Origin of the sequence: Brevibacterium sp. FME37, assembly GCF_014897485.1 — a bacterium.
In the GTDB taxonomy this organism is placed as follows: domain Bacteria; phylum Actinomycetota; class Actinomycetes; order Actinomycetales; family Brevibacteriaceae; genus Brevibacterium.
Genome location: NZ_JABUYE010000006.1, coordinates 94431 through 107121 on the forward strand (window position 1 = coordinate 94431; position 12691 = coordinate 107121).

The 12691-nt window shown below is 61.4% G+C and carries 12 protein-coding genes; 7 read left to right on the top strand and 5 right to left on the bottom strand.

Features of this window, described 5'->3' with window-relative positions; all coding sequences use genetic code 11:
* Positions 1–10 precede the first annotated feature (10 nt).
* The 3 genes from INT29_RS09145 to INT29_RS09155 are packed head-to-tail and all read right to left on the bottom strand — an operon-like array spanning position 11 to position 2123.
* The gene (locus tag INT29_RS09145; RefSeq protein WP_101573095.1) at positions 11–358 is read right to left on the bottom strand and encodes a hypothetical protein; all 348 of its coding nucleotides are present in this window, start codon (positions 356–358) and stop codon (positions 11–13) included.
* Positions 359–393: 35 nt separating this feature from the next.
* Positions 394–1206, bottom strand: a complete 813-nt coding sequence (locus INT29_RS09150; protein ID WP_193071447.1) for a hypothetical protein — start codon at positions 1204–1206, stop codon at positions 394–396.
* A complete protein-coding gene (locus tag INT29_RS09155) occupies positions 1203–2123 on the bottom strand; it encodes an ABC transporter ATP-binding protein (RefSeq protein WP_101573133.1) in 921 nt (306 codons plus the stop codon). Before INT29_RS09155 ends, INT29_RS09150 begins: the two co-directional genes overlap by 4 nt.
* Positions 2124–2396: 273 nt before the next feature.
* On the opposite strand from INT29_RS09155, the gene INT29_RS09160 reads away from it, so the two are divergent.
* Both INT29_RS09160 and INT29_RS09165 read left to right on the top strand, forming a co-directional pair.
* Positions 2397–3596 (top strand): sensor histidine kinase, encoded by a 1200-nt coding sequence (locus INT29_RS09160; protein WP_193071448.1) that lies wholly within the window; start codon positions 2397–2399, stop codon positions 3594–3596.
* Positions 3597–3607: 11 nt separating this feature from the next.
* A complete protein-coding gene (locus INT29_RS09165) occupies positions 3608–4276 on the top strand; it encodes a response regulator (RefSeq protein WP_101573089.1) in 669 nt (222 codons plus the stop codon).
* 10 nt (positions 4277–4286) lie between these two features.
* On the opposite strand, the gene INT29_RS09170 is transcribed toward INT29_RS09165, so the two are convergent.
* Together INT29_RS09170 and INT29_RS09175 are read right to left on the bottom strand one after the other, a co-directional pair.
* Complete coding sequence (locus tag INT29_RS09170; protein WP_101573087.1) at positions 4287–4631, bottom strand: TraR/DksA family transcriptional regulator; 345 nt, start codon at positions 4629–4631, stop codon at positions 4287–4289.
* A gap of 45 nt (positions 4632–4676) precedes the next feature.
* Complete coding sequence (locus tag INT29_RS09175; RefSeq protein ID WP_101573085.1) at positions 4677–6536, bottom strand: ABC-F family ATP-binding cassette domain-containing protein; 1860 nt, start codon at positions 6534–6536, stop codon at positions 4677–4679.
* Between the two features lie 325 nt (positions 6537–6861).
* On the opposite strand from INT29_RS09175, the gene INT29_RS09180 reads away from it, so the two are divergent.
* The 5 genes from INT29_RS09180 (at position 6862) to INT29_RS09200 (ending at position 12654) form a co-directional block, all read left to right on the top strand.
* Positions 6862–7929, top strand: a complete 1068-nt coding sequence (locus INT29_RS09180) for a BMP family lipoprotein (RefSeq protein WP_257930183.1) — start codon at positions 6862–6864, stop codon at positions 7927–7929.
* A gap of 74 nt (positions 7930–8003) precedes the next feature.
* On the top strand, positions 8004–9602 hold the full coding sequence (locus INT29_RS09185) for an ABC transporter ATP-binding protein (RefSeq protein WP_193071449.1): 1599 nt from the start codon (positions 8004–8006) through the stop codon (positions 9600–9602).
* Positions 9599–10831: an ABC transporter permease gene (locus tag INT29_RS09190; protein WP_193071450.1), complete on the top strand. Its 1233-nt coding sequence runs from the start codon at positions 9599–9601 to the stop codon at positions 10829–10831. The genes INT29_RS09185 and INT29_RS09190 overlap by 4 nt, the downstream gene beginning before the upstream one ends.
* 1 nt (position 10832) lies before the next feature.
* Positions 10833–12131 (top strand): ABC transporter permease, encoded by a 1299-nt coding sequence (locus INT29_RS09195; protein ID WP_193071451.1) that lies wholly within the window; start codon positions 10833–10835, stop codon positions 12129–12131.
* 28 nt (positions 12132–12159) lie between these two features.
* Positions 12160–12654 (top strand): cytidine deaminase, encoded by a 495-nt coding sequence (locus INT29_RS09200; RefSeq protein ID WP_193071452.1) that lies wholly within the window; start codon positions 12160–12162, stop codon positions 12652–12654.
* The last annotated feature ends 37 nt before the right edge of the window (positions 12655–12691 follow it).

Below are 12691 nucleotides of genomic sequence, written 5' to 3' on the forward strand. Positions count from 1 at the left end.
GGTGCCAAGATCAGTCGCTGAGAAGCCCAGCCTCCAACAGTGCCCTTTCTACGGCTTTGGCCGCACGACGGTGGTCCTGCTGGACTTGGACCACACCGACAAATCCTTTGTGGTTGCCTCGAGAGATGCGTCTGGTTCTGAGAATCGGCCCGTCAAGAACGATTTCGATCTGAGTTTTCGCCGATCCGCGGGGCTGCTCTCCAGCGCTGGAAGCATCGGCTTTGCTGGCGGTCGCCGAGACCGAACCGGTTGCCTTCCACGAATATCCGACTGATTGAAGTGCGTTCCTGACGGTGTGCAGAACATCTTCCGGTTCTCCGATGGTGGTGAAGTGTGCGCTTGTCAGTTTGAGACTCATATCTTCCTTTCCCGAGTAGCAGTGCCTTGGGTCCCTTAAGCGTCGCGCTTGCGCATGACGATGAGTGAGACGCTGAAAATGGCGGACAGCCAGGTGATGAGGCCGATCATTGCCCATCCCCAGGGCAGATAGCCGGCCGATCCAGGGACAGAGAGGCCGGCGAGGCTCTCTAGAAGGGATCCCGGCAGCAGGCGTGGAATGCTCATGGCATAGGACTCTCCCAAGAACTGTGCTGCCACGACTGGCAGTGTGTTCACGAGCACGAGGGAGATGACTGCGGCCGTGGCGTTGCGGAAGAGAACAGCCAGCATGCAGGCCAAAAGCCCCTGCACCATCATCCCCGCTCCAGTGAACACCACTATGGCTCGGACAAGTGATGGTGCCATCGGATCCAGCAGAGGAAGCCCTGCTGCCGTCAGGCCGCCTTGTGTGACGGCCAGATTGCCCAGTGAGATCATCAGTCCGGCCGCGTAGCCCAGTACGGCTACGATGATCAGCTTGGACAGCAGCACTTTCGTCCGGCTGCTTGTCGCGGTCAAGGTGTAGGCGATCATCCCGCTTCGGTACTCAGACCCCATGAATCCGGCCGTCAGGAACGCGTAGGCGAACACCCCCAAGGCGCTTCCATAGAAGATCGTCTGATACTGGCTTTCGCCATGTGGGGCAGCGATTGCAGCGTCGCCACCGAATACCGTGATCAGCGCCGTGAACCCCATCGTGAGAACGCCTGTGATGACGATGAGGACGGGAGTGGAGGGAACGGCCCACAGCTTCGTCCATTCGGATCTTATGGTCGCAGTGATCCGTGGCGGAGCGTCTGCATGGACATTGAGCGCAGTCGCAATCATTCGGCAGTCCTTCCTGTCTGCAGGTTCTCTGCTGACGTCAACTGCATGAAGACGTCCTCCAGGTCAGCTGCGACCGGCGTGAGAAGGTGGATGACGACGTGGCTCTGCAGTGCGATTTCGCCGATCGTCTCGGGTGTGACACCGCGAACGAAGAGATCCACTGCTGCTGAGTCCTCTCGTCTGACACGAGCACCGTGACGTTCGAGCGCTCGACTCAGCGCGCCCGGATCGTTGCAGCGAACACGTGTGTCATCGCCTGGCACGTTGCTCATCAGTTCTTTGGTAGGCATGTCCCTGAGGAGACGTCCCCGCGCGATGACGACCACACGATCAGCTACCTGCTGCGTCTCCGACATCAGATGGCTCGAGATGAGCACAGTTCGTCCTTCGTCTGCCATGCTCCGCATCAGATCGCGTACCCAGCGAATCCCTTCCGGGTCCAAACCGTTGACCGGTTCGTCAAGCAGAATGGTCCCCGGGTCTCCGAGGATGGCCACGGCTATCCCCAGCCTCTGTCGCATGCCCAGAGAAAATGAACCGATACGTCTGCTCGCTGCGGAACCCAGTCCCACCAACTCCATGACTTCATCGGCCCGGTCTCGTGGAATCCGCGCCGCCTGGGCGATCCAGCGAAGGTGAGTCCGGGCGCTCATACGCGAGGGCGCGCTCGCAGCATCAAGAAGGACACCCACTTCACGCACCGGATTGGTGAAATCAGAAAACGGACGTCCGCCTATAGTCGCGCAGCCGGATGTCGGATGATCCAGGCCGATGATCATTCGCATGGTGGTGGATTTTCCGGCACCGTTGGGACCGAGGAAGCCCGTGACCTTTCCGGAAGGCGCCGTGAAAGTCAGGTTGTCGACTGCCCGAACCTCCCCGTATGTCTTCACCAGGGCGGCAACTTCAATGGACATACTGTCTCCGATCCAGCTCGGTGTGAGGACATGTTTCGTGGGTTCGTCATCCATCAAATCGCGTGCGAACGGCTGACACCAGCGCTTTACGGTTGGATTTGCCGAAGTCGAAAGTAGGACGTCGGCCGGGAGAACCTACTTTGGTAGGGGAGCAGCGCCATCATTCGTCGCATCGCCTCGGTGTTCCTCGCCGAAGTGATGTCTCAGATGCCCAACCGTGGTTTGATGGGGAACTATCGGGCAGAGCATTCCATCTGCTGGTTTGGGGGATGTATGAAAGAGCGGATTCCCTTCGGGATACTGTCTGTTCTGGCAGTAGCCGACACGCTGTTTGGGACACTGGTGCTGCCGGGCGGGAACACTGACGCCCTCGTGGCGGGATTCGTGCTGCAGATGCTGGGCGCGGTTCTGATCGGTTTCAGCGACCGACTACCGGCAGCTGCTGGAACGGTCCCTTTCATCGTCGGAACACTCCTGCTCGCACTTGGGCCGGAGTGGCGAGAGCTGTATTCACAGGGAGCTCTGCTGTGGATGCCGGTGTCCACAGCCATCGTCAGCGCCAACCTCGTCAGATTTGCGTCCCGACCAGCACAGTTCGTCACCGGAGCTGCCGGGCTGACCTGCTGGGTCATCAGTGCGTCCGTGAGTATGACAATCGACGGCGCTCCCGTGATCATCACCGTACTCGCCGCCTCGGCGCCCATACTCGCCGGAGCATGCGTCAGTCTTGTGCTGCCTCTCAGGCGGGCTCAGCATGATCAATTGCACAGAGCGCGGCAGGAACGAGAGCTGGCAGACGAGAAAATCAGACGGGCCGAACGTGAGAAGCTCGCTGAGGAGCTCCACGATACGGTCACGCACCATGTCACGCTGTTGGTCATGCAGGCGAATGTCATCGCAGCGACGGCTCCTGACACCGACCTCCGCGGCATTGCCGCGACAATGGGCGACACCGGACGCAGTGCCCTCGAAGAGCTGAGAGAGTTCGTTGGTGTTCTGAGGCAGACACCGGCAACTCCTGATGGTTCCGGAGAACAGCGCGACACTCCTTCGAAACAGGTCGAGATTCCCACTGAGGCGATCCGAGAGCTTGTCGAAAAGAGTCGGCATGTGGCTCCAAGCATTGAGCTGGCGACCGATGCTCACTCGACCACCGTTACCGAAGTCGTCGCGCGAACGCTTGTACGGTTGACTCAGGAGGGGCTGACCAATCTGCACAAGCACGCACCCGGTACTCGGGCATTCGTCACGTTGGTGGTGGGACACGATTCTGTTCGGTTCGAGATGCGCAATGAGGTGGCAACCGGCAGCAGCCTTGCAACGACGGGGTCGGGAAACGGCCTGTCCGCGCTTGCCCGCCGCGTGGAATTGCTGGGCGGGAGATTCCACGCCGACTGCGACGAAACCGGTGAATTTGTCTTGTCGGCACAGTTTCCGCAGCAACCGGTTTCCAGGGAAGGCGCCAGCCAGTGAATAATGATCAGATGTCGAACGACCCACGAACAAGGCTGATCATCGTCGACGATGACCCCATGGTCCGTGCCTTCCTCAACCAGCTCGTGGCTCCTGCCCAGGACATCGACGTAGTCGGGGAAGCGATGGACGGTGCGGCGGCAGTCGAAGAGACGTTGCGTCTGACCCCGGATGTTGTGCTCATGGACCTCCGGATGCCCGGGGTGGACGGAGTCGCCGCCACTGCCGAGATCGTCAGAATGCCGACACCGCCACGAGTGCTCGTTATGACCACGTTCAACAGTGACGCTCAGGTTCTCGCTGCGCTCCGCGCCGGAGCTTCCGGCTACCTCCTCAAAACCACCCCGACCGATCAACTCGTGCAGACAATTCGTGTCATCGCTGCCGGTGGTGCTGTGCTCTCACCGGAAAGCCTGGAAAGACTCGTTCAATCACAGCTCCAGCCAGAGCGGCCAACGACGCCACAGCCCGATGACGGTGATCTCACCGACCGTGAGAAGGAGGTGCTGGCACAAGTGGCAGACGGGTGCAGCAACGCTGAGATCGGCGCCTATCTCTATCTCAGCGAAGCAACGATCAAAGGCCATGTCTCACGCCTGATGTCGAAATTCGACTGTGTTAATCGAACTCAACTCGCATTGCTCGCCCACTACCACAGTGTCAGGCGTCAATCGGAATGAACCGATTCGCTCAGCTTGCGCAGGCGACGCAGGTCTGAGCGTACGGACGGACCTCGAGACGCACGTCGGGAATGGGCTTCCCGCAGCTGACGCAGATTCCGAAGGTGCCGTCCTCAAGCCTGGCCACCGCCTCGGCGATGTCGGTCAGACGTTCCTTCGACTGCCGCAGCAGAGTGTCTGCCTGTGACCGTTCGAAGGCAAGCGTCGCACCCTCCGGGTCGTGCTCATCGTCGCTGTTGTCACCCTCGCGGGCAGCGGAGAGATCCTTGATGTCCGACGACAGTGAGGCGATGAGTCTTCTGGTGTCGGACTCTTCGGCGTCTAGCAGTGCACGCATTCGGTCGGTGTCGACCATCAGAGAACCTCCTCGTTGACGATCAGCAGACTTCTTCGTTGACGATCAGGCGTCCAGAGCCTCGGAGGCTTCGAGCCAGCGCTCTTCCAGCCCGGTCATTTCGTCCTTGAGCTCCTGCAGAGATGCGGTGAGTTTCTGTAGGCCCTCGAAGTCGGTCTGGTCGTGGTCGGCCATCTCGTCATGGGCCCGAGCAATTCGCTTGCTCAGCTTCTCCATGCGGCGTTCGATCGAGGAGACCTCTTTCTTCGCTGCCCGCGCCTCGGACCCGGAGAGCGCTTCTGCCCCGGTGTCGGCTGACGAGGCGGCGTTGCCAGAGCCGGAGTTCGACGAATTCCCGCCGGATTTCCCAGCCGCGCCAGACTTCGCAGAGTTACCAGACTTCCCTGACTTACCGGACTTCGCACTCTCGGCGCGCAGCTGAAGATACTCGTCGACGCCTCCGGGCACGTGCCGCAGACCATGATCGAGGATCGCGTACTGCTGATCGGTGACGCGTTCGAGCAGGTACCTATCGTGAGAGACCACGATGAGGGTGGCCGGCCAGGAGTCCAGAAGGTCCTCCATCGCCGCCAACATATCGGAGTCGACGTCGTTGGTCGGCTCATCGAGGATGATGACATTGGGCTCGGACATGAGCAGCAGCAACAGCTGCAGGCGGCGCTTCTGCCCTCCGGAGAGTTCCTTGACGCGGGCCGAGAGGTGCTCTTTGGCGAAGCCGAGGCGCTCCAGCAGCTGTGCCGGAGTGTAGTCCTTGCCTTCGATGTTGAAGCTCGTCTTCGACTCCGACAGAACCTCGCGGACCTTCTGTCCGGCGATGGCGTCGAGCTCCTTGAACTGCTGGTCGAGGACTCCGACCTTCACAGTCTTCCCGCGTTTGACTCTGCCTTCATCCGGTTCGAGCTCACCGGAGATGAGGCTGAGCAGGGTCGACTTGCCGGCACCGTTGGGGCCGAGGATTCCGGTGCGCTCGCCGGGACCGATGCGCCAGGTGACATTGTCGAGGATCTGCTGTTCCCCGAAGCTCAGTGACACATCGAGGAGGTCGACGACGTCCTTGCCGAGTCGGGCTGTCGCCATCTTCTTCAGTTCGATCGGGTTGCGCACCTCCGGGACATCGGCGATGAGCTGGTTTGCCGCCTCGATTCGGAACTTCGGCTTCGAAGTCCGGGCGGGAGCACCCCGGCGCAGCCATGCCAGTTCCTTGCGCATGAGGTTCTGGCGCTTCTGTTCGGTTGCGGCAGCGATTCGGTCGCGTTCGACGCGTTGGAGAACATAGGCGGCGTATCCGCCTTCGAAGGGTTCGACGATCTGGTCGTGGACTTCCCACGTCTTGTTGCAGACCTCGTCGAGAAACCACCGGTCGTGAGTCACCAGCAGCAGAGCACCGGAGTTCTTCGACCAGCGGTTCTTGATGTGCTTGGCCAGCCACGAGATGCCGTCGACGTCGAGGTGGTTGGTGGGCTCGTCGAGGATTAGCAGGTCCCAGTCTCCGATGAGCAGTGCCGCCAGAGCCACTCGTCGGCGCTGGCCTCCGGAGAGGCTGCCGACTGTGGCGTTCCAATCCAGGTCGGCGATGAGACCGGAGATGATGTCGCGGGCTTTGGCGTCGCGGGCCCATTCGTGGTCGTCCATGTCGCCGACGACGGAATAGCCGACGGTCGCGTCGGAGTCCATGGTGTCACGTTGGCTGAGCATGCCCAGGCGCATTCCGCCGCGGTAGGTCACGCGGCCGGAATCGGGTTCGATGGTGCCGGCGAGCATGCCCAGCAGGCTGGACTTGCCGTCGCCGTTGCGGCCGACGATGCCGATCATGTCTCCGGCGTCGACGCCGAGCGTGACGGAGTCGAAGACGATGCGGGTGGGGTATTCGAGGTGCAGGGCTTCAGCCCCGAGAAGATGTGCCATATCGCCTTCCAGTTTAGTGCACAAGGGTCCTGGGACCAGCATGCGCGGGTAACGAGCGGGCAGCCGGGGACCGGAGCAGAAGCTGGTGTCCGCCGCGGTCGAGTGTCGGGGTGGGCTGACGTCAACATGAAGTTATGTTGCGTTTTCATATCGGTGTCGACGATTCGGATGCTAGCGGACCCTGTTCTGGGTCTGAGGTGAATTAGACTGACGGAAAATTCATTGAAATATGAGTGATCATCCAGTGGTTTCACAATTTCGGCGGAGGACTCTGCGCCCGATCGACGCCAGTGCTGGACGTGAGCAACTTGAGAAAAGAGTAAACGTGAAGAAGCTCGTATCTGCGGTGTCGATTGTCGCCGCATCTGCCCTCGTTCTCTCCGCCTGCGGATCCGGCGAAGGGTCGGATAGCGCGGATGATTACCTCGGCTGTTTGGTTTCGGATGCCGGAGGCTGGGACGACCAATCGTTCAACCAATCGAGCAAAGATGGGTTGGACGCTGCGAAAGACAACCTGGGGATTCAGACCAGCGAAGTCGAATCGACATCTGACGCCGACTATCAGCCGAATGTTGACACGATGGTTCAGCAGGGTTGCAACATGACAATCGGCGTTGGTTTCAAATTGGAAGACAATATCCAAGAAGCAGCTGAAGCCAACACTGACCTCAACTTCGCTCTTATCGACTCAACCTTCTCCGATGCAGACGGCAAGCCGGTGACGCTGGACAATGCCAAACCCCTCGTATTCAACACCGCTGAGGCCGCTTACCTCGCTGGCTATGTGGCTGCGGCTACGTCCGAGTCCGGCAAGGTCGGCACCTTCGGCGGCATCCAGATCCCCTCGGTGACCATCTTCATGGACGGATTCGCTGACGGTGTCAAGAAATTCAACGAAGAGAACAAGAAGAACGTCAAGCTCCTCGGCTGGAACAAGGAGAAGCAGGACGGATCGTTCTCCGGTGACTTCGACAATCAGAGCCAAGGACAGGAGCTGACCAAGCAGCTCATCTCCCAAGGGGCGGATATCATCATGCCTGTGGCGGGTCCTGTCGGCCTCGGCGCAGCTTCTGCTGCAAAAGACGCCAAAGACGTGAAGATCATCTGGGTCGACTCCGACGGCTACAAGTCAACAGAATACGGTGACATCATCCTCACCTCGGTAGTCAAGCAGATCGCCAATGCGGTCGAGGACACCATAGCCGAGGACAAGGACGGCAAGTTCAGCTCCGAGCCCTATGTCGGCACGCTGGAGAACGAAGGCGTTGGACTGGCTCCTTTCCACGACTTCGATGACAAAGTTCCTGAGGACGTGAAGAAGAAGGTCGAAGAGCTCAAGAAGCAGATCATCGACGGATCGCTGACCGTGGAATCTGAGAGCACGCCCAAATAGGCGAATAGGTTAAACTGCAGGGCCGAGTCCTTTCGGCCCTGCAGTTTTCGAATTTGTGAGGAGTACCGGAAGCAGTGAAACTCGAGCTTCGCGGGATGACTAAGGTGTTCGGATCGTTCGTGGCCAACGACCACATCGATCTCACCATCGAACCGGGCGAAGTCCACGCCCTGTTGGGTGAGAACGGCGCCGGAAAATCCACCATGATGAACGTCCTCTATGGACTCTACGACGCCGACGGGGGAGAGATCCTCCTCGACGACAAGCCTGTGACCTTCGCCGGTCCTGGTGATGCTGTGGCTGCCGGGATCGGCATGGTCCATCAGCACTTCATGCTTGTGCCCGTGTTCACCGTCGCCGAGTCGGTGGCGTTGGGCTATGAGCCGACGAAGTCCATGGGACTCATCGACCTCGCCGAGGCACGGAAGAAGGTCAGGGAGATCTCTGCCCGCTTCAACTTCAACATCGACCCCGACGCCCTCATCGAGGACCTCCCGGTCGGTGCCCAGCAGCGCGTGGAGATCATCAAGGCACTGTCGCGCAACGCGAAGATCCTCATCCTCGATGAGCCCACCGCGGTGCTCACCCCGCAGGAGACCGACGAGCTCATCTCGATCATGCGCCAGCTCAAGGAGCAGGGCACCTCGATCGTGTTCATCACCCACAAACTGCGTGAGGTCCGGGCGATCGCGGACTCCATCACCGTCATCCGCCGCGGCAAGATCGTCGGTGAGGCCTCCCCTGATTCCACCGAGGCGGAGCTGGCCAGCCAGATGGTCGGCCGTCACGTATCCCTGACGACGGAGAAGGATGACGCCGATCCCGGTGACGCCACCTTCCAGGTCCGCGGCCTGACCGTCGTCGACAAGGCCGAGAACGTCGTCGTCGACGATGTCAGCTTCGACGTCCGCCGTGGTGAGATCCTCGCCGTCGCCGGCGTCCAGGGCAATGGTCAGACGGAGTTGGCCGAAACGATCATCGGGTTGACCGACCCCAGGTTGGGTTCGATCACTCTCGATGGGAAGGACCTCGTCGGCAAGTCCGTCAAGGACCGTCTGGGTTCCGGCATCGGGTTCGTTCCTGAAGATCGGTCCACCGACGGCATCATCGCCGAGTTCACGATCCGCGAGAACATGATCCTCGACGTCTACGACCGTCTTCCGTATGCCAAGGGCCTCAATCTCAAGTCCGCTGTCATCAACGACGAGGCGAAGAAGAAGGTCGAGGAGTTCGACATCCGCCTCGGCAGCGTCGTCGACCCGATTGCGACTCTGTCGGGAGGCAACCAGCAGAAGGTCGTCCTCTCCCGTGAGCTCGGCCGCGACCTGCGCCTCTTCATCGCCAGCCAGCCCACCCGCGGCCTCGACGTCGGCTCGATCGAATTCGTTCACAAACGTGTCATCGCCGAACGCGATGCCGGCACACCCTGCCTCATCGTCTCGACGGAACTCGACGAGGTCTACGGACTCGCCGATCGGATCGCGGTCATGTACTCGGGCCGCATCGTCGGCATCGTCGGTGCCGACACCTCGCGTGAAGCCCTGGGCCTGATGATGGCAGGCGTCCCTGCCGATGAAGCTCTCGCCGCCACCGCGGCACCTGAGAAGAGCGACGCCGCCACCGCGGCATCCGATGACAACTGCGCCACCACCTCGGCGGAGGAGACGAAATGACAACCGATATCTCCCCGGCGGCACCGTCGGCGACCCCGCCTCCGAGCGCCGAAGCCCAGCCGGACAAAGAACCGAATCTGCTGCAAGAAATCCTATCCGGTTCCTGGTTGGTTTCGGTGCTGGCCATCGTCGTCGCCCTTCTCGTCGGTGGTGTCCTCATCGCCGTGTCCAACGCCGAAGTCGTCGAAGCGGCGATGAACATCTTCGCAGCCCCCGGGGTCTTCTTCTCAACCCTGTTCTCCACCGTCGGCGACGCCTACTCCGCACTGTTTCGCGGTGCGATCTTCGACTGGGATGCCCGCACCACCGAGCGTGCGATCCGGCCCTTGACCGAGTCCCTGGTCAGCGCCACCCCACTCATCCTCACCGGTCTGGGCATCGCCCTGGCGTTCCGTTCTGGCCTGTTCAACATCGGCGGCCAGGGCCAGGTCATCCTCGGTGCAATCATCGCCGGCTACCTCGGCTACGCCCTGCATCTGCCACCCGTTGTGCACATGCTCATCGCCGCCATCGGCGGCATCATCGGCGGTGCGATCTGGGCCGGCATCGCCGGTGTGCTCAAGGCACGCACCGGAGCCAACGAGGTGATCGTGACGATCATGCTCAACTCCATCGCCGGCTACCTGCTGGGCTACCTGCTCAAGCAGAGCTGGTTCACGCACACCACCTCGGCGAACCCGCAGTCACGGACACTCGACGACTCCTCGCAGATGTTCCTGCTTCTGCCGCCGCCCTTCCGTCTGCACTTCGGATTCATCATCGCCATCCTCGCCACCATCTTCGTATGGTGGCTGCTTGAACGCTCGACGATCGGGTTCGAATTCAAGGCCGTCGGCGCCAACCCGCACGCGGCCCGGACGGCAGGCATCTCCGTGTCGAAGGTGACGATCCTCGTGATGGTCGTCGCCGGCGCACTCGCCGGACTCGGCGGAGCGGCTCAGGTGTTGGGCACCGAATTCAAACTCACCGGCGGAATCAGCGGCTCGATCGGCTTCGACGCCATCACCGTGGCCCTGCTGGGACGGTCCAAACCCTTGGGGACGTTCCTCGCAGGTCTCCTGTTCGGCGCGTTCAAGGCCGGCGGCTACCTGATGCAATCCCAGACCGGGACGCCCATCGACATCGTCCTCGTCGTCCAGTCGGTCATCGTCCTGCTCATCGCGGCCCCACCACTCGTGAGGTCGATCTTCCGGTTGCCCACACCGGTGCTCAAGCGGAAGGAGGCCTGACATGAGCGCACAGAACACGGACGCTGCCACACCCGCAGCGAAGTCCTCGGCCCAGGCCAAGGCACTGACCCCGATCGCCTGGAAATTCCCGATCACCTACTCGATCCTGGCTCTCGTCTCGCTCATCTTCTTCGGCCTCATCGGCCGTGACGGGGAGACGACCTTCCGGATCGCAACCGGCGGAGACCTCTTCGCCATACCCGACGTCGTCGTGTCCTCGACCGTGGCTGGACTGATCCTCTCACTCATCCTCGTGGTGATGGCCGCAGCCTCGATCTACTTCGCTCTGAAGCGGATCACCCTGGCCGGATGGTTCCCGATGGTCTTCGGCATCCTCTTCGTCGTCTCCTTCCTCGCCTGGGCCGGCGGCGGCAGCGGCGGAGTGATCCCGCTGACCACCCTGCTGGCCGGCGCCCTGGCACTGTCCGTGCCGCTGATCTTCGGCGCCATGTGCGGGCTCGTCGGCGAACGCTCCGGCATCATCAACATCGCCATCGAAGGCCAGCTGCTGGCCGGTGCGTTCCTCGCCGCGGTCGTCGCCTCGGTGGTCAAGAACCCCTATGCGGGACTGTTGGCAGCACCGATCGCCGGTGCCCTGGTGGCTGTGGTCCTGACATTCTTCGCGGTGAAGTACTGGGTCAACCAGATCATCATCGGCGTCGTCCTCAACGTCCTCGTCGTCGGTGTCACCAGCTTCCTCTACTCGACGGTCCTCACCCAGAACCCTGAGCTGTGGAACTCCCGGCAGCAGCTGCCCAACCTGCCGGTCCCGCTGCTCTCCGACATCCCCGTCCTGGGACGGGTGCTCTTCGACCAGAACATCCTCGTCTACATCATGTACGTCGTCGTCATCGCCCTCCAGATCTTCGTGTTCCGCTCGAAGTGGGGCCTGCGGATGCGGGCAGTCGGCGAACACCCCAAGGCAGCCGACACCGTGGGCATCAAGGTCAACTTCACCCGCGTGCGCAACACCCTCATGGCCGGTGCCATCGCAGGACTCGGCGGTGCCTTCTTCACCGTCGGATCGGGCCTGGCCTTCGGCAAGGAGATGTCGGCCGGACAGGGCTACATCGCCCTGGCAGCGATGATTCTCGGCAAATGGAATCCGAAGGGCGCTCTTCTCGCGGCCCTGCTGTTCGGGTTCTCCAAGAGTTTGGGCAACACTCTGCAGTCCATCGGAACCCCGGTGGCCAACGAGCTGCTGCTCATGCTTCCCTATATCGTCACGGTTCTCGCCGTCGCCGGTTTCGTCGGCCGGGTTCGCCCACCGGCAGCCGAAGGCGTGCCGTACGTGAAATAGTCCAACCCTGAAGAGAGAGGTATCCCCTATGACTTCTGCAGATGTCGAAGCCTCTGAACACGTGTGGAGCGTGGATCCCACCCCCGTTTCGGTCGCCGACCTGAGCGAGGACACCTGGTCGCTGCTGCGAGCTGAAGCGATGCGGGCGATGCGCTTTGCCTACGTTCCGTATTCGTCCTATCCCGTGGGCGCGGCAGCACTCGTCGATGACGGTCGAATCGTCAGCGGCGCCAATATCGAGAATGCCTCGTTCGGGGTGACACTGTGCGCTGAATGCTCACTCGTCTCCGACCTGTTCATGTCCGGCGGCGGCCGGATCGTGGCATTCGACTGTGTCGATGGTGCGGGTCAGACCCTGGTCCCGTGCGGGCGCTGTCGCCAACTGCTGTTCGAACACGGCGGCACCGAGATGATGCTCAACATGCCCAGCGGCAGGGCCCCCATGTCGGTGGTGCTGCCCGAAGCATTTGGCCCGGCTCACCTGGAGCCTGATGCTCAAGGTGCAGGCTCCGCCAAACACTGACCCCGATATCGCCGAGGTGGCCCTGCACTCCCAGCAC

Coding starts and splice junctions, on each gene's coding strand:
- INT29_RS09145 (WP_101573095.1), bottom strand. CDS start 358: ATGAGTCTCAAACTGACAAGCGCACACTTCACCACCATCGGAGAACCG.
- INT29_RS09150 (WP_193071447.1), bottom strand. CDS start 1,206: ATGATTGCGACTGCGCTCAATGTCCATGCAGACGCTCCGCCACGGATC.
- INT29_RS09155 (WP_101573133.1), bottom strand. CDS start 2,123: ATGTCCATTGAAGTTGCCGCCCTGGTGAAGACATACGGGGAGGTTCGG.
- INT29_RS09160 (WP_193071448.1), top strand. CDS start 2,397: ATGAAAGAGCGGATTCCCTTCGGGATACTGTCTGTTCTGGCAGTAGCC.
- INT29_RS09165 (WP_101573089.1), top strand. CDS start 3,608: ATGTCGAACGACCCACGAACAAGGCTGATCATCGTCGACGATGACCCC.
- INT29_RS09170 (WP_101573087.1), bottom strand. CDS start 4,631: ATGGTCGACACCGACCGAATGCGTGCACTGCTAGACGCCGAAGAGTCC.
- INT29_RS09175 (WP_101573085.1), bottom strand. CDS start 6,536: ATGGCACATCTTCTCGGGGCTGAAGCCCTGCACCTCGAATACCCCACC.
- INT29_RS09190 (WP_193071450.1), top strand. CDS start 9,599: ATGACAACCGATATCTCCCCGGCGGCACCGTCGGCGACCCCGCCTCCG.
- INT29_RS09195 (WP_193071451.1), top strand. CDS start 10,833: ATGAGCGCACAGAACACGGACGCTGCCACACCCGCAGCGAAGTCCTCG.
- INT29_RS09200 (WP_193071452.1), top strand. CDS start 12,160: ATGACTTCTGCAGATGTCGAAGCCTCTGAACACGTGTGGAGCGTGGAT.